Below are 20,877 nucleotides of genomic sequence, written 5' to 3'. Positions count from 1 at the left end.
GAACAGAGCTCAACATTAAATGATGGGCTCTGTTTTTTCATATCGATTAATGAAGCGTTATGAGAGTTATCTTTTTTGATTGTAGACGTCTAGAATGCTAGATAAAACGGATAAACGTTTTTCCTTTAATGATGGAATTAGTCTTAAATCATTTCTTACAGCTTCGATATTATGAAAATCTCCAGTAATGAAATGCTCCGCGTTACTCGTTACGTTTTGAATGCTTTGAAAAGCTTCCGAATAAATTTTATCGAACTTTTTAGCTAAGAGGAGTGGGTAACTAGCATATACACGATTCAATTCAGTGGTTTGGTGATCGAAAATCGTAAGTGTGTATTCTCTCGTTTTTCGAATCTCTTGAAGTGCAATTGAAATTGCACGAGACTCTTGTGCCTTGCTTAGCGGTGGGAGTAGTTGCTTACTCTTAAAATTTTTGATCTGCAGGCCTTTTCGCACAACTGCGAATTTTTTTGGTACTTCTTCTTGCTGTTCCTCGAATTCATTTAGTAAATACCCAAATGTTTCTTCAAATATCTGTGCGAACCCTTTTTGATCTTCGTTACTTAACATGACACAACAGCTCCTTCTAATTCTTCTTGTTTAGTTATGGGTTTGTAAAAGGTATATCTATCAATCGGTATTTGAATTTATGCTGATAGATATACCGTTCTCACAAATGGATTCGATGCGTTCCGATAGTCCACGATATACGTGATGCCATTACATTCTAAGGTAGCTATATCCTCTACACTGTATAGAAAAGTACTGGATTGAATATCGCTTATGATAAATAGGCGGATAAATTCAGGTGATTCATTTGTTACTCGTTCTTGGAATCGTTGTATTGCATGTTGACTAATTGTCATGATAAAAACCTCCAAATTTCTATTTTTTTTAGGTGAGTGATTTTTTTATCAAAGTGATGAATATACTGGTTTTTTACGCTGTGACAATACAGAAAGATGAAATTCCTAATTGCCTCTGAATATGTATTGCAAGATAAAAAACACGTTTTATTCACCCCTCACTCGATATGGCGTTAGCCTTTATTCTCTTTAATTCATTAAAAGTAGAGGCGGTAGCCTCTATCTATATAAATTAGGAGAAATAAAAAAGTAGAGACGGTAGTCTCTACTTGGTAGTTCAAAAAAAAAGTGGTTTATTTAATTAATTCTTATAGAGCATTTTGATTCACTTAAGATTATCGGTTCGTCAACACAAAATTAAATAACTGTTGCACGTTCTTGGAACCGAGGTTTAATTTTGTGTTGGCTCATTGTTATGATTAAAATCTCTGAATTTCAATGTATAAAGATTAATATTAAAAAACGAATCAAATATACTGGCCGCTTTCGAGTAATTGGAACGACAATTTTAATAGATATTTCAGGAGAAAATAGTAGGGAAACACCTACTGGAAAATTAAAATTTCTTATCTACGCTACTTTCATTATCTTTTGAATAATTTTTTGTGAATTAAAATTGTAAATAAAATTTCAATAAGAGTTTTGACTCACTTATTACAAGAAAAGCATTATAATTTCTTTCATTAAATTTTAAAAAATTATTAATAAGTATAGTAAACAAATAACTATTATATTACTAAAAAATGTATATTATTTAGTGGGAAGTGTTTATAATACTACTAAGTAATATTATAAAAAAAGGTATATATACCTGTGATTGGGGGATTTAAGATGGATGTTGTTACTGTAGAAGAAGTAAATCAAACATATTCGTTCGAACAATGGATGGAAACCGATGGTAAGGCAGACATAGATGACTTAAGAGAAGCTTTGTTGAATGAAAGTGCTACTGAGGAAGATATTACTCGATTTGTAGAATTATTAAGTGAGGGCCCTTTAGGAAACACTCTAACGTGTAAAATTAAAAATTTTCATGTAACAGAAACTAATTTTTATGTCATCACTGCTTACATCATGCAAATGGAAGGAAGCAAGTATCAATATTGCTCTAATCCACTACTTCCTAATGAAAAATGGGAAGTGAAGGCTACGATTAAAAAAGAAAAGCTAAGTGAACCTTTAGTTGAAGGTATGTTATTCAATACAGTTTATAAAATACGACATCCTAAAATCGCATCGACTAGTATTTTTTCTATTGACCTTCATAAATTTAAAAGCATAGAAAAGTCTTTCGAAGAAGTTCTAAAAAGATTCGGAGGCGATACTTTATATATTCAAGCACTTAACGAGTTAGAAAGCGACATGGAAAAAGTCCTTACTGAAAGATTGATACTACTGTCTAAAGATGTTCAAAAAGATATAAGTAGAGAAAAAAAGAAAATTCAACAATTAACCAAACAGTTAACTGCTCTAGAGCAAGAATACGAGAACCGAGAAGTGTTATTAGATAATAAAAACAAAGAATGGCTAAAAATTTTTAATAGAGTTTTAGAGTTGAGGGAGCTCGATGAGGTAGTTGAAGAAGTAAGAAAAGAAACATATTCTCTTGAAGAACCGCAAAAAATGATTAGTCTACTGCAATCGTTGATTTATCATAATTCAGATGATGATTTAATATACGACGAAGTAATAATTGAACAATTTATAAGGGGAATCCAATCAAATACAATGGTTGTTCTTAGTGGTCCTTCTGGCACGGGTAAGTCAAGTATTGTTTCAGCGATGGGAGAGGCCATCAAAGGGGCTAAAGTTCATATGATTCCTGTTCAATCAAGTTGGACAGATACACAAGATTTACTCGGATACTTTAACCCGATTGATAAGTGTTATGTGGCATCTCCCTTTATGGAAGCTTTAGCAGATGCAAAACAAGATTCAGAAAATCTTCATTTGATTTGCCTGGATGAAATGAATCTAGCTCATGTAGAATACTATTTCTCTGAATTCTTGAGTGCCCGAGAGAAGGAAAAGCCTTCTATTCGTTTATATAGTAAACGGTATTTTATAAGTGCAAAATCATTACTCAACAGTATGACAGCTGAAAATAAATTAGAAGAGAAATATGTGAATGCTGCTGAATTAATCGAACGCTATACTTATGATTTCTCAATTCCTAAAAATGTCCGGTTTATTGGAACTGTAAATATGGATCATACCGTCAAACCGTTAAGTCCTAAAGTAATCGACCGCAGTTTTATTATTGAATTAGGCCACTTAGAAAGAAGAAACAGAGAAAGAATCGAAAGAGAATTAAAGACTTACGTAAATGTGGGTGCTATTGATCTTTCATTGGAAGAATTCTCGAAACCTCTTCATGACGAAGAAACTATAAAAAGTGAAGCCCAAAAAATTATGGATTTATCTCATCAACTAGACGCGGTTCCCAATGCTCCTTTGAATAGCAGAGGATACAAGCAATTAGTTGGTTACTTAAGTAGAACACCAGAGCAAGAACGTACTCTTGAAATAGAAAGTAAATATACTGACCAATTAGTATTCACTAAAATTTTACCTAGAATTGAACTATCTAGACGAGATTCAGACGGTACAGAAGCAATAAATAACTTTAAAGCAAGTATAAAAAATTATCCGCGTTCTTTACAAAAGTTAGAGAGTATGTTGGAAGACGAACGAATCATTCGTTTTTGGTGATGAATATGAAACTGTATGAAATATATGTAAGAGAACAAGAGCCGGTAAATAGAACATCCCCTATTTATTTAGAATTAGAAACGAAAGTAATTGATGAGTTACCAAAAGAAAAACATCAATATGTAATGAAAGAATATAGTAGGGAGAATAATCAGCTGCTCCAAATTGGCGTAGAATCACTAGAAGCTAAACGGATTTCAGTAGCTATGGGAAATAAAAGTATAGAATTAGTTCGTTCTAAAAACAGACCGGAAATTTGGTATGAACCGTCTAAACGATGGATTGAAAACGGTTTTTTTATTCGTTCGGAATCTCGCTTTGGAATGAATGCTTGTGGAAACTTTGAAATAACAGCTTTTGATGAGTCCGACAAACCTATTGCAAAACAACAAGTTGTTGTTCTTCCAAAGCACTTTACTTTTCAGCAATACCAATTAATGCAAAAGGAAGTAAAGAGTTTATTTGAAGTTCTTGCATTTAATCGTACAGAAGAAGCCGGTACTATCTTAAGAGAATCCCAAATTGTAATGTATCCAATTCGCCGTTTGAAGTCTCTTTTAATAGAATTAGACCCATGGATGAATAAAATAATTGAAAATCCGATGGAACAATTAGAGCATGTAAGAACAAAAAAAGTTCAGAGTCAAATTAAAAGATGGGATAGTCAGGCGATTATTGAAAAAACAATTTATCCATATCGCGAAAAGATTTCAGTTAGGGAAACACTAAAAGATACCAACCTAATGGAGCACGGGATGATCCGCGGCATGTTAGATATGATTAAAAGTAGAATACTTCAAGATAAAGAAGTGGAAGAATCAATGCTTGTTAACTTGAATAGTGATTTAATTAAACGTATTGAAGCTCTTTCAAAAGATAACAATTCTTTTAAAAAAGAAATGGAACTCCGTTGCTCCTTAATTCGACGAGACATTGGAATCCTCGAGCAAAGACAAGAGGACTGGATAGGATGCTTAACAAAGGTAGAAGCCTTTTTAGAAGAACCGATTTTTCAAGTTACACCAATAGAAAAAGAATTTACTCATTTGTTCTCTAGTGAACCATCTTATATGGCAACATTTGATTTGTTGGAAGAAATTGATTTGTTAACGCCTAAGATTCAATTACATGAGCAGGATTTTATAGAAGCAATGATGAATTCACCCCATCTATATGAAGTGTGGATGCTTCTTCAGTTAATTCATCAGTTTAGACGGCTTCAATTTGATTGCTCGCAAGTATGGGAGAGCCTAGTTGAGAAATACACTAGAGAGAAGAAGATAAATGGCTGGAATTGTCATCTTCCCTCTTTGCAAAACCAAGGAGAATTTTGGATTTACTATGAACCGAACCTTAGAGGAGAAGATAATGGTTTACTCAAACCCGACTATTTAATATGTTACCGTCGTTCTAAATCAGATATATGGCAAGTTCATTCGCTCGATGCTAAATATAAACCTTATTCTGACTTCGCTGTAGAAATATTTGAATATGATTTGGAACGTTCTTGTAGAAGATATTATCGTCAGATCAATATTGACAATACTACTATGAGAAGTGCGGCTTTAGTGCATATTGATAAGCAATCTACTCATTGGAATATAGATTCTGACTCGATTTATAAAACTAGTCATTTTTCTGTGCTTCCAGGAGAATTAGGTAATTTAGAAATTTATATGACAAGGCTACTTCATTACTTTTTCGAACTCGAAGAAATATGTCCTAGTTGCGGTAAGGTTGTGAAAGGCGTAAAAGATAAGCATAAAATGGTGTACATTTGTGCTGAAGAAGGCGAGGTCTGGGTCTCTAATAAATGTGGTTCAAGATGGGATTATCACCGGACACAAGATATTAGACTAATGAAATATGCATCGCTTAATTACAATAATCAAGTTCAAAATAATTGGGACGTGCACTGTCCAATCTGTTGGAGAGATTACAATAGAAACATTTTAAATTTAAATTTATTTGGAAATCGAATAAATCTTTAAATGTTAGAAGGTTCTTTTAATGGTGAGCGTATATATAGAAGAAACGAACCAAGGTAGGATCTTTTAAAAGATCTACCTTGGTTCGTTTTAAGTACTCTGTCTTCTCATATATAATTTTATAAAGTATGTGGCATGTCATTATTAGAAAAAAGAATATTTATTTAACCAGCAGGGGCGTATAAGAATTTTGAAAACGCAACCTTTGATAATCTCATTTAATATAGAAAGTAGAGGATTGTTACAACTAATTTACATCCTAACTTTCTTCTGATCTTGCAAGAAATTAAATGAAAAAATTTTATCATTTTTGAGGAGACCTTTCACTTAGCAATTTGGTGAAACAAGATAAATAGGTGAAGGATCTTTTCAACTGTAATTAAAGTTGAAAGAGTGTTCCTATGTTCAACTTAGACCTCCTCAAATGAATTGAGTTCTATATTAAACATATATGGCTTATGTAATTAGTGAGCATCTCCTCTAGTTAATAAATAAGCTTAATATGCCGATGAAGAGAGTAAAAGATGATAGGAGTAGATTGGTTAATGGCAAATGGATTTTTAAGTGTAGGACATTTAAGAAATCTTTATATGATTGGGGTGGTTCTACAAATATTATTAACGCTCGTTTCCTTACTTTTAGGTGCAGCATTGGTGAGCGATTTAGCATATTTATATGATCGTCAAGCTTTTTACGGTGCCGAATCAGTATTAATAATTGGTTTTTGGAAACAAATGATTCCTCTAGTTTTGGGATATATTTTCTTAATGTTGGTTCTTCATTATACTTTTAAATACAATTACAAGAAGAAAAAGAAAGAAATAAAAAAAGCTCAAAGAACACATTCAAATCGCCAAACAAGAATTTGATAAGTGAATGAATCAAAAGGATGTCAATTTAAATGACATTCTTTTTTGTCCTCACGCCCACTTATTAAATTATTTTGTTTCTCCCTCATTAAGTATGAAACTGTGTTTCTGTAAATACAGCTTTATGTCCATCAGGTTTCTTGGTACAATTTTATAAGTACTTTAGATTCAAAAAAGGTTTCTTTTGACAGATATGAATATCTAATAATTTAATTCGTTTAGGGGATGTTTAAATATGCCAACTAAAAATAACGATAGTAACAATTTAGACGGGGACTATGATTTTTCTAATCAAAAAATTTACGAAGTCTCTCAAAAAAAAATAACGAAAAAAGCAACTTTTATGTTGCCTGCAGATTTGCATAAACGTTTGAAAACGGCTGCAGTTGAACAGGATAAGACAATGTTGGAAATAGTGGAAGAAGCTTTAAGAAATCATCTAAAAGCTTAATCGTTTATTATCAAAAACATTCACTTGGGGGTTTTACTAAATTGAATATTTCTGTATTAAACAATCTTAGCGTTAAGCTGCAGAATATTTCTCAACTTTATTATAAACAAGTTTATGTATATGAATATGAGCGAGGTAATAGCGTAGAGTATTTTAGTCAGGCTAATCATTATCCCTTAATGAATATAAATTTGTTGTTATCCGAAAGAATCAAAACCGTAGCTCAGAAAAGAAGACCTTATAAAGTAGCAGAGATTTTAAATGAATTAATTAATAAGGTAGATTCTGAAATTGTCTGTATTGATTATTATGAAATGTTATTTGAACCATCTTTAGGAGTTAATCCATTTGATTTATTTACCAATCTAAGTAGAAATAAAACGTTAATTATTACTTGGCGAGGCAGAATTGAAGGCGACTATTTTATTTATGCTGAACCCGGCCACCCAGAGTACACTAAGTATTCTACAAAAGATGCAATTGTTATCAAATAAAAGGAGTGACTATTATGCAATATAAGGATCTATTACAATTCGAACCAATCGAATCAGTTATCCAATTAAAAGATGCTAATGACAAAGATCGCGCGTTTCAATTACTAGATACATATGTAATCTCTGAACGTATGGCCGAACAATTAAATGATATGATCATCAATCAACTTCAATTTGATCGATCTATTGATAATAAGGGATTACTCATTGTCGGTAACTACGGTACAGGTAAATCCCACTTAATGAGCGTCATTTCTACGATTGCAGAACGCGAAGGGGCCAGTGCTCATATTTCAAATCCTTCTGTTGCAGAGAAATCTAAAGATATCGAAGGGAAATTCAAAGTAATTCGCTTGGAAATCGGAAGCGTAGGTACATCTTTACGTGATATTTTAGTATCCAACATTGAAGATGGACTTGCTGAAATGGATGTCAATTTTACATTCCCTTCATTCGATCAAATTACAAATAATAAAGATGCACTCGAAGAAATGATGGGGCTGTTCAATGAAAAGTATCCCAAGCACGGGCTACTTATCGTAGTAGATGAGTTACTTGATTATTTACGCGGCAGAAAAGAACAAGAAATCACACTGGATTTAGGGTTCTTACGTGAATTAGGAGAGATTTGCAGTAAGACGCGTCTTCGCTTCATAGCTGGTATTCAGGAAATGCTCTTCGATAATCCTAGTTTCAATTTTGTAGCCGAACCATTACGTCGTGTAAAAGAACGCTTTGAGCAAGTTCGTATCGTTCGGGAAGATATCGCACATGTCGTATCAGAGAGACTATTAAAAAAGAACGAAGAGCAAAAAGCGTTAATTCGGGAGCACCTCTCTAAATTCACGACGCTATACGGACGATTAAATGAAGATATGGAAGCATACGTAAACCTTTTCCCAATTCACCCTGCGTACTTGAGTGCATTTGAAAAAGTAAACGGTATAGAAAAACGTGTAGCGTTAAAGACAATAAGCATAGAGATGAATGGCATTCTTGAAAAGGAACTACCTGAAGAAGAGCCAGGGCTCATTTCATATGATAGCTACTGGAAATTCATCGAGGAAGATCCTTCCTACAAATCAAATCCAGATGTTAAAGAAGTTATGGATAAAGCAAAAATATTGAAAGACCGTGTACAGAATGCTCTGGAGAAGCGTACTTATAAACCGATGTCTTTAAGAATCATTAATGCACTGTCATTATATCGTTTATCTACATCCGATATTTATGACAAGGTTGGTTTAACCGCTGAAGAATTGAGAGATGAATTGCTATTAACACCTCCAGGAGGAATGGATCTTCTAAAGGATTTAGATGATGCGTCAGACTTCTTAAAAACCAATGTCGATGCAGCAGTTAGAGAGATCCAAAAAACAGTTAGTTACCAGTATCTATCTGCAAACGAGTCGAATGGGCAATATTATTTGGATCTGAAAAAGGATATTGATATTGATAGCTTAATTCAGCAAAAAGCCGAAAAAATTGAGGATGATAAATTAGATCGCTTCTACTACGATATTTTAAAGCAAGCGATTACGCTCGATGACAATACGTATGTATCCGGATATAAAATCTGGCGACACAATCTTCCTTGGGATGCACGTCGTATTACTCGGCAAGGATACTTGTTTTTTGGTGCACCAAATGAACGCTCAACTGCGCAGCCTGAACGCGATTTTTATATCTACATGCTACGTCCTTTCCTAAAAACACCTTTTAAAGATGAACAAAAGCCTGATGAGCTCTTTTTCGAACTCAATCAAAAAGATGAACATTTTACACAGTTGTTACGCTTATACGCAGCTGCCAACGATTTGAAAGCAGAATCTGCATCTGCAACAAGAAATTTATACACCAGGAAAATAGAAAGTTACTTTAAAGAAATCAATAAATGGCTAAATGATAACTTTGTACACTCATTTGAAATTACTTATAAAGGGAAAAAGGGAAGTGTGCTCGAATTCGGAATGTTTTTACCCGCAAACGTTACCATTCAAGAAATTATCAATATCATTTCAGAGGGGATTTTAACGGATTGGTTTGCGCAAAAATATGAAGACTATCCTTCGTTCAGAAAAATTCAAGGTTCTTATTTATCCAAAAACAACTTAGAAACGTATGTGCGTGATGCACTCTACTATTTCAATGGAAAAGAAACGAAGCAAGGGGAAGCTATCTTAGATGGCTTAGTTCTACTTGATCCAGCCGGTAAAGTGTCAATTAAACAATCTGGATATGCTGCATGGGTAGTAGACTTGTTAGAACAAAAAGGACATGGCCAGGTTGTTAATCATAATGAACTTATTGAAACCGTATTTATTCGTGGGGTTGAAGACCTTCAATATACAAAACAGTTTCATCTAGAACCTGAGCTTTTGGTCGTTCTATTTGGCGCAATGATTTATACAGGGACAGTCGAAGTGACAGTTGAAGGGAAGACATATAATGCCTCTAATTTACAAGAGTACATTCAACTTCCTTTGCCGAAGCTCGCTCAATTCAGCCATATCAAAAAGCCGACTGGACTTCCTATTGCGGAGTTAAATGCTGTAGCTGATCTCTTTGACGAGCGCATCCCTAACTATGAAGATGAAATGTTAAAGCGCACCATTACGACGATTGCAGGCAAAGCAAATAATGCGATTCTTGACGCGTTAAACACCATTCAAATCGTGAAAAAAGGATTTCCTACATGGGATGGACCATTATTAAAACCTGCCGAAATTCAAGAGAATGTGACTCTACTCGAGGAATACAAAGACTTCTGTGAAGGTCTGAAACGGTATGATACACCTGCCAAAATGCGTAATTTAAAATATGATCTTGAAATAATTGAAAAGCAAAAAAAAGCCATTAATAAACTCGCTTCATTTGCAAAGTTAGAACATCAAATTAAAGAAATTCAACAGCGTGTAAGTTACTTGCAAATTGCGCAACCAAACGTTGGCAGCCAGTCTGAATGGTCTTCGCGTGTAGATGATGCGTTGGATGAATTACAGGACGCGTTAAAAGAACATCAAGATACAACTAAAGAACTCAATACTCTCGACATATTGAAAAAAGAATATGTCCAGTTGTATATTGAAGCACATGATCAATCCCGTTTAAATGCTTCAGAAAATATGGTGAAAAATGCATTATTAAACGATTCACAGACAATGGCATTAAAAGAATTATCTGCGCATATTTCAATATTACCTAAAGAGGAGCTATTTAGTTGGGAACGTACATTAACTCAATTAAAGACTTGCTATCACGTGACGAAAGAGAAGTTAGAACATAGCCCTGTGTGCTCCGAGTGTAAATTCCGTCCTACAGAAATTGCAACAAACGAAAAAGCTACTTTGAAGAAAATGCAAGACGAGCTTCCTGAAATGCTGACAAACTGGACAGAAACATTACTTACGAACTTTAATGATCCATCTGTAAAAGAAAATATTTCACTACTAAAACCTGAACAACAACAACTCGTGGAAACACTCATTGCAAACCGAGAATTCTCTTTACCGTTAGATATTCGCTTAATCCAGGCAATCAATGACTTATTAAAAGGAATCCATAAAGTCGAATTATCCATTTCAGATATCGAAGAAATGATGGCAAATGGACACCCGTTAGCAGTCGATGAGTTGCGCAAACGATTCGAAGAACTTATTGCAAAAACTGTTGGTAACACGCCAACAAATCAAGTACGTATTATGTTAAAGAAATGAGGAGACGCACATGTCCCAAAAAGACAATCAGCTTTCTTTCTTAGATGAAAAATCTGCTGCAGACAACGCACCCGTTGTCTGCTTAGGCATGACATTTGAAAGCGAAGAAGTACGTAGAAATTATTTTAGGGAAGAACTGCGAAAAAAACTACCTGAGTTAAAAGTAATTGAGGGATATCCAATTGGGGAAGATGAAGATATTATTGCTTTATCCGATCCACCGTACTACACTGCTTGTCCAAATCCATGGCTAGGTGAAGTTATAGCTAAAGAAATGAAGGTTGAGCAACAAAGTCCATATAATAAAACTCCTTATATTGGTGATATAGTTGAGGGGAAAAATGATGCTGTATATAATGCGCATAGTTATCATACAAAAGTACCTTACAAAGCAATTATGCGATACATACTTCACTATACCGAACCCGGAGATTTAGTGTTTGACGGTTTTTCAGGTACAGGTATGACGGGTGTAGCCGCTAAAAGATGTGCGGATCCATCAGAAATTGAGAAACTTGGTTATAGTATCGATGAATTAGATGTCAAAGCAAGTGACGAATTAATTAGTAAACTTGGTGAAAGAAATATAATTTTATCAGATTTGTCACCAGCAGCAAGTCTAATCAGTCAAAACTACAATAATGACTTTAATATAATTGAATTTGAGCAAGAAGCTAATAAAATTATTGATATTGTTGAGCAAGAATGTAAGTGGTTGTATAAAAACTCTGATCAATCCAATTCCAAAGAGAATATTAATTATACAGTTTGGAGTGATGTATTCACTTGTCCTTCATGTTCTAGTGAAATTATTTATTGGGACGTTGCAGTCAATACTACTGAGAAAAAAATGTATAATGAATTCCAATGTGATACTTGTTCTGTTCGGTTAGATAAAAAATCTTTAGATCGATCATGGCATCAAGTGTACGATGAATTTTTAAAAGAAAATATTTCAATGGCAAAGCAAGTTCCGGTAAATATTAATTATTCAATAGGTACAAAAAGATATGATCATAAAGTAGACGAAGAGCAAATGAAATTATTAAAAAAAATAGAACAATACAAATTGGAATCATGGATTCCCCTTATTAGGATGCCAGAGGGAGATGAGTCCAGAAGAAACGATAGAATCGGCATTACACATGTTCATCAGTATTTTACAAAAAGAAATTTAATAGTCTTATCGACATTTTATAAACACGCGGTTAAGTCCAAATATGTTAACCAACTCCTATTCTTCTTCCAAGCGTCTATTACAAGAGCAACAAAAACAAATCGTTTTAGATTTGGAGGAACTGGAGGGCTCAGTGGTACTTTATATATCCCTTCTTTAACATTTGAACGGAATGTAATTTTACTTCTAAAGAATAAGCTTCGTGATTTTTTGAAAATGATCAAAGAAACGGGCAGCACTGAAAAAAACAAATCCTTAGTTACTACTCAATCTATTACTGAAGCAAATAGTATACCTAACAACTCTGTAGATTATATATTTACAGATCCTCCTTTCGGGAAAAACCTAATGTATTCTGAGTTGAATTTTCTATGGGAAGCATGGCTGAAAGTTTTAACTAATAATAAGACTGAAGCCATTATGAACAACACTCAGAAAAAGACCTTATTTGAATATCAAAAACTGATGGAAAAAAGTTTTGCTCAGTACTTTAGAGTATTAAAACCCGGAAGATGGATAACTATTGAATTTAGTAATTCACAAGCTAGTGTCTGGAACGCTATTCAGGAATCCCTACAAAAGGTTGGTTTTGTAATTGCTGACGTTTCTGCATTAGACAAAAAACAAGGTAGCTTTAAAGCAGTTACTTCAACTATTGCAGTTAAGCAAGATTTGGTTATAACTGCGTATAAACCTTCTAAACTTAATATTGATAAGATGCGTAAGCAAACAAATACAGAAGAATCTGCCTGGATATTTCTTAATCAACATTTGGAGAAATTGCCAGTATTTTCTGGTTCAAAAGGTGAAGCTTCAATTATTGCTGAGCGAACAACGCGTATTTTATTTGATAGGATGATTGCTTTTCATGTACAACATGGATTCCCGGTTCCCATCTCGTCAGCTGAATTTCAATTAGGTGTTACACAGCGTTTTCCTATGCGAGATGGTATGGCTTTCTTAGAATCACAAGTAGCCGATTATGATAAGAAGCGAACTATTGTGAAAGAGTTTTCTCAAATGAGTTTATTTGTTTCGGACGAGAATAGTGCTATTGAATGGATTCGTCAACAATTGATGAGGAAGCCGCAGACTCGTCAAGACTTGCATCCACAATTTATGAAAGAAATTCGACATATTGCCAAACATGAGCAATTACCTGAATTAGATTCTCTATTAGTGCAAAATTTCTTGCGTTATGAAGGAGATGAGGTAGTTCCAGATCAAATTGGTAGCTATCTACGTCGAAATTATCATGATTTACGTGGGTTTGAGAATAGCGATATAAAGATGAAAAATAAAGCGATGAATCGGTGGTATGTTGCCGATCCAAATAAGCAAGCAGATCTTGAAAAATTACGAGAGAAGTCGTTATTACGTGAATTTGGTAGTTATGTAGAGGAATTGAGTACGCACAAAAAGAAATTAAAGCAATTCCGTACAGAAGCCATCCGAGCAGGATTCAAAAAATCATGGAGCGATAAAGATTACACAAAAATTGTTACAGTTGGTGATCGTTTACCTGAAAGTGTCATCCAGGAAGATGATAAGCTATTAATGTATTATGACAATGCACAAATCCGTTTAGATATGTAAGAAGAAAAGTGGGTGAAGAGGTTGAATTGGTCTGAAAAAATAGCGTCATATTTCACAGGAAAAGGGCTTCTGTATGTTGTGTCTGATGAACATAATCTGCTTAGCCAAAAAGCAATACAAGAGACGTTCTCCCAACAAAAGTGTATGTTTCATTTTTATGAAGACACTGTAGTTTTCCGTGAGTATTATGAGCTGAATTTTCGACATGTAGATAGGACCGAACGTTCAAGCTTGCTGCTTGTTATTTCGAACAACCAATTCAATCAAGTTCCCTATGATGTATATGCACAAGCGGTTTTTGTAACATTATCTTTTAATAAGTTGTTTCCAAATTTAGATCCTGCCATTGTTCGGCAGTGTCCTATTTGGGTGTACGAGCTTATATATTTAGCTCAAAACTCAATTGGATATAGATTAAATGGTCGTGAAACCACAGATTTCTTGCTCAATGACGTCTGTGATATTCATGCATCAAGAATTTATAATTTAAGGGATTTAGTGAAAGCTGGCTTGCTCTATTACGATAAATTTGATGAGGGGTTGCCTGCTTTTTTATGGGAGCACCTAAAGAACTTGCTCATAATGCCACCAAATCAACTTTCAGCAGATAGTATAAAAATTTTTCAATCCAAAGAAAAATTCATTCGTTTTTTTAATGAAAAATGGCGACAATACGTCCATTATTATATTAAGCAGGCGAAGAAGCAAGTTGCAGAAAGTCATGAGTCCTATGCCGACAATTTATTCCAAGACTCTTTTTTACAGCAGTATATTGAAACATACATTAATCCCATTGAAGTACCAAGCGAAATTTCATTTCAACAATGGATGTTGCCTGGATTAATCATGCAAGAAGAGAAGCCTTCTATTGAACATTCTCCATTCAAGGAGACATATAAAGATTTCAATCGAAATGACTGGCTGCGTTTTGCTAATGAACTTGGAGAGCTTCAACAGCAACAATTAAGTAAGGGAAAGCACCAAGAAATTTTCCAAGCTGACATAGAAAATGCAAATAAAGCATTCAAAAAGTGGATGCTAGAGAATTTTCATCAACTTCGATCGTTACCTGTCGTGCCTAAACCTAAAATGGTTCATCAAATTCCCCATTATTTAGCACGACAATCTAATAACAAAGTAGCACTCATTGTTTTGGATGGCATGAGCTTTACGCAGTGGCATATGATTAAAAGTCATCTAAATAATAATGATTGGAAATATGAGGAAGATGCTTTGTTTGCTTGGGTACCGAGTGTAACGTCAGTTTCTAGACAAGCATTATTTTCCGGGAAAGAACCGAGGTTCTTTCCCGGAACCATTACAAGTACTTATAAAGAGAAGTCATTATGGACAGCATTTTGGGAAGAGCAGGGATTTTCAAAACAAAATATCGCGTTTGAAAAGTCTTTGGGTTTGGCTCACTATAATCAAAAGGATCTAGCTTATCAATTGTCACCTGCCATCCGCATATATGGTGCAGTCATTGATGTGGTTGATCAATTTATGCACGGGGCGACACAAGGGCTTCAGTCGGTACAGTCCGAATTGAACACGTGGCTACAGTCAGATTATCTAACTTTATTTATAGAGGATTTAATGAATGCTGGTTTCGAAGTTTACCTTACTGCAGACCATGGAAACGTTGAATGTATTGGGAGAGGGCGCATTGCGCAAGGTGTGACTGTTGAATCCAAAGGTGAGCGTGCTCGAATATATAGTTCACTTAATATAAGAAACCATACAGCTAATGAGCAACCAGATACAATCAGCTGGGATGATACTAGCTTACCAAGTGATTATCATGTCTTATTAGCTGATAAAAATAGCGCTTTTGTTCCTAAGTATCAAAAAATTGTGACGCATGGTGGGATTCATATAGAAGAAATGATTGTGCCATTCATCAAAGTAAGCAGATAGGAAGTAGGTAGATATTATGAAAGCAGTAGGTTTTGACCAGAAAATTCAACTCGCACACCTAGACACTACGGCTAATCTCCTGCGACATTATACAGATAAAAAAGATATGTACACACAATTGGATGCTGAATTACTTGGTTCGATTAAAGGTGCAAAATCAAGAAAAAATGCCATTACTATGTTAATGAAAACCTGGAGCTTAGTAGAGCCTTCTATTCAAGATATCCGTGAGAAATTAGTTGCGGAGTATCCCTATTTAAATGCGATAGAAAAGAAGTTTGTTCATTATTGTTTAGTTTGCATTGCCTACCCTTATTTTAGAGAGCAAATGATATACGTAGGGAAAAATTTAAAAATGGCCGATGAGGTATATAGTCGAACAACACTATCTCAAATGAAAAATCTCTATGGGGATCGCAGGCGTGTGGAAGTAGCAACTAGTGCAGTTTTTTCTTCGATAAAAGAGTGGGATATATTAAATAGGATCCAATCGGGTGTCTATGAAAAAAAACAGCTTAAACTAATACTTGAGAATTCTTTATTATCGTCGTTATTGCTAGAAGTTTTAATGGCGCACCATGAAACGAACACAATTTCGCTTGAAGTAATAAATACTAGTGCAATCTTCTTCCCATTCAATTACCATGTACGTATAGGGGACTTAGACCGGGAACGGTTTACAATCATCACAACCATTCGAGACACGATAATAGAAAAAAACCCTACAGTCCCTTGCTCTTTTGAGTGAGGGGCTTTTTTGGAGGCAGAGCATGAACATTGGAGATATTATAAATGGACCATTTTTTCCTGAGACAATTGAAATTAAAAAACTAGAAGCTTATGGAGAAGGCTATCATTTGTTAGAGGGTATCGGACGTCAATCCAATCAATATTATGAGCAATTATTAACGTCACATGATATTGAGAAACTAATAGTCGTTAGCACTTCTAAGGATTTGAGCGTTGATCTGTTAGGAGAATCCATTCAACAAAAGTTATTATATTTAATACTCGAATTGGAAGATAAATTTTCTAAAACACGTGCACTTGGAAATCAAGAAGTTATTCCATTGCCTCATCAAATCGAGGCTGTTTATAGTCGGATGTTGCCATCTTCGAATATTCGATACTTATTAGCAGATGATCCTGGTGCTGGAAAAACTATTATGTCTGGTATGTTAATAAAGGAATTGAAGGCACGTGAAAGCGTTCAACGTATTTTAGTTCTTGTGCCACCACTAGTACTTCGTCAATGGCAAGAAGAGATGGACGAAAAATTCCAGGAATCTTTTAAAATTATTAATAGAGCTGTTTTAAATGAATATGGCAGTTTAAATCCTTTTATCGAAAACGACCACTGCCTGGCTTCGATTTACTGGTCTACGCGAGATGAAATTAAAGAATTGATTTTAGAAGCTCAATTCGATTTAGTCATCGTAGATGAAGCGCATAAGATGGCTGCATATTCCTATGGCAAAAGTAAAAAGAAAACATCTAAAACAAAACTGTATCAGCTTGGTGAAAAGTTACTAGCTAAAACAGAACATTGTTTATTATTAACTGCAACTCCTCATAAAGGAGATGCTGAAAACTTTCGTTTGTTAATGAAGCTGATAGAACCGGATATATTTCAACACATCTCAGCAAATCAGACACTTCAAGACAAGACCAATCCCTTTATTATTCGTAGATTAAAAGAGTCAATGGTTAATTTTGATGGTACACCTATTTTTCCAAAACGGACGACCAAAACGATTCAATATAATTTAACAGAACCCGAGTTGGAATTGTATAATGCGGTAACAGAGTATGTACAAACTCATTTTAATCGGGCATTAAATACAGGTCATAATAGTACTGCCTTTGCAATGATGCTCTTGCAGCGTCGATTAAGTTCATCAATTGAAGCCATACATAAATCTCTTGAGCGTCGGTATGAAAAAGTACAAGCTATTTTAGCTAATACCGAATTGGAAAGAAAAGAATACGCACAAAAGCTTGAAAAGCTATATGAAAGTAATTTAGAAGAAGATGTAGTGGAGTCCCTGGACTTACTTGAACAGAAATTTGAACTTTCTATAGATACTATCGATATTCACTTGCTAGAGGAAGAAATTTCTGAGCTTGAAAAGTTATTACACATGACAACTTCTTTGAAAAAGCATGAGATAGAGAAAAAATATTTAGAATTAGAAACGATGTTATTTGGAATAGATGGCTTAATTTACACGGGAGAGAAAATACTGATTTTCACAGAATCCGTAGATACGCTAAAATATTTAGATACAAAATTGAGTACTAGAGTTGATCAAATTGCAAAAATTATGGGGAGTTACTCTATGGATGAACGACGTAACCAAGTAGAGATGTTCCGTCACCATGCCCAAATTATGTTGGCTACAGACGCTGGTGGAGAATCTATTAACCTTCAATTTTGTAATCAAATGATTAATTATGATATCCCTTGGAATCCCAATAGATTAGAGCAACGTATGGGACGAATTCATCGAATTGGGCAGAAAAACGAAGTGTTTATTTTTAACCTGGTGGCTGCGAATACACGAGAAGGTTATGTTTTATCCCGGTTGTTAACAAAGCTAGATTCGATGAAAGAAGATCTTGGTAATGATTTAGTCTATAACATTATGGGAGATTTATTAGACGGCGAAATAAATCTGGCCGAGTTAATGAAAGAAGCTATCTTAACACGTGAGAACTTAGATGATGTCATAAAGAAAATGGACAAGGGACTGAGTGACGAACACCACGAATTAATTCAAACGATGAAAAAAATGCAGTTCGACTCTGATGCCATGGATGTTTCTGCAATAAAGCAGTCTCAAGTCGATATTGAAATCAACAAAGTACCAAATCGAATGTACATTGAATTGATGGATCATGCCTTTATCAGCTCGAATGTAAAAATATTTAATAGTCATGAAAACCAAATAAAACGTGTAGATCGATTCCCTAAACTTATTCGCGATCAATTCGCAAAAGAAGGAAGCTTTACAGATTCTTATCGGTATACAGGTTATATGAAGCACAGTAGCGATGAAGTATCTTATATAACCAAATTGCATCCCTTATACGGACTAGCTAAGAAATTGTTATTAAAAACAAGGGATCAATTTGTCTTTAAGCGTTATTTAATGACTTATAGTGTACCTGAACATTTGGAAGTCGATGCTTATCGACTTGTTTATAAAGATGGTATCGGCAAAGAATTGAAAAACCATTTATTCTTTATTGCGAAGCGTATGGACGGTTCAGTTGTCCAATTAACGCCCTATTGGTTATCAATGGATCGATTTACTCCTGCTGTTACAGAACTTCCTTTTAACGAACAACCCGTTTTGCAACAGAAGGTTTTACAGTTAGCCATTGAAGAAAGAAACAAATTAGAGAAAAAACGCACATCGCAATTAAATAAAATGCATGATTATTTAGTTGATACATTCCAGCAACAATATAATGAAGTATTAGATCGCTTAATGCATTATCAAACTGACAATCAGGACAATAAAAACTCTGCCCTAATTAATCAAATGAACGCTCAATTAATTGATATCGAAGAACAGAAAACAAAAAGACTTGGAATTATTGACAAGCAGCGTACCATTACACTGCAGCCTCCAAAGAGAGTTGCACAATTTGAACTAATTCCGAATGGTCTATCCTATCGTTTGATCGCAACAGATTATGCGGAATTAATCGAAACTCATGAAAGAAATCATGGTCGCAAATTATTAAAAACATACGGTAATTTTGGGTTAGTGGATTTCTATAGCGAACGATTTAATGGGGAAGAACGATTTATTATTCTTACAGATAAACCTGATCTTATATTAAATGAAGAACATACCGAAGATTTGAACAGTATTATTGAACAAACGTATGTCTACTTAATAAATGGAGAAAGTTTTATAGAAATGAAATTGACTGAGACGTTGTAGTTAGTGATAGGTGTTCTTGGTAAATTTGTCTTATCTAATAATTGGTTATAATGTGCATGTCTAAACGATAATTTATAAGTGACAGAGAAGAAGATTTTAATTTTCTTCCTGTCTCTTTTACTTATATAAAAAACTAAGAACTTGAAAGGAATGCATTAGTTTCTTTCTACTTAGTCTATTTTCACATTATTTTATGCAACTTTATTTTCTTTTTCCCTGGAAAATCTATTTATTTATAAAACTCCCCTTTGTGGTAAAATATTACTAGTTAATTAGTTTCATTTTAGCGATTTGATATCCTAACTAAATCATAATATTTGGAGGATTATACATGGCAAAGGACTATAGTAATAAAGAAATAAATGAAGAAAAAATGATTAATGAAAAAGAAGTGGAGCATATTGATTTTTATCAGCTCAATAATGCTATAGAACTCATACGCATAGATTTCCCAGAAAAAGCTATTGATATTATAGAAAGTTTGGAGTTACTTCAGTCAGTTATTTCAGATACTGTAGATACTATTGGTTACAAGCTACAAAGTTTAGTGAACGAGAGGCAGTTTGTAAACTTAGATTCCTATAGCCAATTGTCTATGCAAGGACATTCATATGAAAAAAAGATTGCTGAAATTATCGATTTACTTGAAGTTGAAGAAATAGTTGGAGATATGGAAGATGAGGAGAAGAAAATCAGAGCATTACCGAATTATTTGGAATACGTAGTTGATAATAATGTGGAACATACTCTATATGAAGACTTCAAACATAAGCGTCCGTTTGGATTTAAGTTTGACACACTAGAATTAATCGAAACAAATAGCTGGAGTGATATGCTCATAAGACTGAGTGAAATCCTAGTTAGCTTGAACGAAGAGAAATTTTTGTCTTTTGAAGTGAAACCTAATATGAATGGTAAGATCAATCAATATTTTTCAAAAGATATGGTTAATTTGAAAAAACCGTATAAAATTAATGACTCGATTTATATTGATACGAATCAAAATGCAAATGGAATTCGTAATCTGATTATAAAAATGTTGAAAGAATATGATTTAAAGGCTAGTGATTTTAAGGTTTACTTTAGAGCTGACTATACTAATTTGAAGAAATAGTAAATTAAAAGGGGGATTTAT

General features: G+C 34.1%; 13 protein-coding genes. 11 read left to right on the top strand and 2 right to left on the bottom strand.

From position 1 onward, the window contains the following. Positions 1-66: 66 nt before the first annotated feature. On the bottom strand, positions 67-570 hold the full coding sequence (locus BCM40_RS15215) for a hypothetical protein (protein WP_065525130.1): 504 nt from the start codon (positions 568-570) through the stop codon (positions 67-69). A gap of 77 nt (positions 571-647) precedes the next feature. Further along, positions 648-866: a hypothetical protein gene (locus BCM40_RS15210; RefSeq protein ID WP_065525131.1), complete on the bottom strand. Its 219-nt coding sequence runs from the start codon at positions 864-866 to the stop codon at positions 648-650. Between the two features lie 831 nt (positions 867-1,697). Between BCM40_RS15210 and BCM40_RS15205 the strand changes: the two genes are divergently transcribed. The 11 genes from BCM40_RS15205 (at position 1,698) to BCM40_RS15155 (ending at position 20,856) form a co-directional block, all read left to right on the top strand. Beyond that, positions 1,698-3,578 (top strand): McrB family protein, encoded by a 1,881-nt coding sequence (locus BCM40_RS15205; RefSeq protein ID WP_065525132.1) that lies wholly within the window; start codon positions 1,698-1,700, stop codon positions 3,576-3,578. Between the two features lie 5 nt (positions 3,579-3,583). Then, positions 3,584-5,569, top strand: a complete 1,986-nt coding sequence (locus tag BCM40_RS15200; RefSeq protein WP_156851312.1) for a hypothetical protein — start codon at positions 3,584-3,586, stop codon at positions 5,567-5,569. A gap of 521 nt (positions 5,570-6,090) precedes the next feature. Beyond that, positions 6,091-6,435, top strand: a complete 345-nt coding sequence (locus tag BCM40_RS15195) for a hypothetical protein (protein ID WP_065525134.1) — start codon at positions 6,091-6,093, stop codon at positions 6,433-6,435. A 235-nt stretch (positions 6,436-6,670) separates the two neighbouring features. Further along, the gene (locus BCM40_RS15190) at positions 6,671-6,886 is read left to right on the top strand and encodes a hypothetical protein (RefSeq protein ID WP_065525135.1); all 216 of its coding nucleotides are present in this window, start codon (positions 6,671-6,673) and stop codon (positions 6,884-6,886) included. Between the two features lie 41 nt (positions 6,887-6,927). Then, positions 6,928-7,380, top strand: a complete 453-nt coding sequence (brxF, locus tag BCM40_RS15185) for a BREX-3 system P-loop-containing protein BrxF (RefSeq protein ID WP_065525136.1) — start codon at positions 6,928-6,930, stop codon at positions 7,378-7,380. 14 nt (positions 7,381-7,394) lie between these two features. After that, on the top strand, positions 7,395-11,096 hold the full coding sequence (locus BCM40_RS15180) for a DUF6079 family protein (RefSeq protein WP_065525137.1): 3,702 nt from the start codon (positions 7,395-7,397) through the stop codon (positions 11,094-11,096). 10 nt (positions 11,097-11,106) lie between these two features. Next, positions 11,107-13,869, top strand: coding sequence for a DNA methyltransferase (locus BCM40_RS15175; protein ID WP_065525138.1), 2,763 nt, complete (start codon positions 11,107-11,109; stop codon positions 13,867-13,869). 21 nt (positions 13,870-13,890) lie between these two features. Beyond that, the gene (gene pglZ / locus BCM40_RS15170; RefSeq protein WP_065527643.1) at positions 13,891-15,786 is read left to right on the top strand and encodes a BREX-3 system phosphatase PglZ; all 1,896 of its coding nucleotides are present in this window, start codon (positions 13,891-13,893) and stop codon (positions 15,784-15,786) included. Positions 15,787-15,802: 16 nt separating this feature from the next. Then, positions 15,803-16,534, top strand: a complete 732-nt coding sequence (locus tag BCM40_RS15165; RefSeq protein ID WP_065525139.1) for a hypothetical protein — start codon at positions 15,803-15,805, stop codon at positions 16,532-16,534. Between the two features lie 22 nt (positions 16,535-16,556). Then, positions 16,557-19,742 carry a DEAD/DEAH box helicase gene (locus tag BCM40_RS15160; RefSeq protein ID WP_065525140.1) on the top strand — a complete coding sequence of 1,062 codons (3,186 nt, stop codon included), beginning with the start codon at positions 16,557-16,559 and terminating at the stop codon, positions 19,740-19,742. A 331-nt stretch (positions 19,743-20,073) separates the two neighbouring features. Next, entirely contained in the window at positions 20,074-20,856 is a 783-nt protein-coding gene (locus tag BCM40_RS15155; RefSeq protein ID WP_083394545.1) for a hypothetical protein, read from the top strand. Positions 20,857-20,877 lie beyond the last annotated feature (21 nt).

The organism is Planococcus donghaensis (assembly GCF_001687665.2).
Taxonomy (GTDB): Bacteria; Bacillota; Bacilli; order Bacillales_A; family Planococcaceae; genus Planococcus; species Planococcus donghaensis.
Note: the sequence above shows the minus strand (reverse complement) of the source record. Positions and strands in the feature narration are given on the sequence as shown.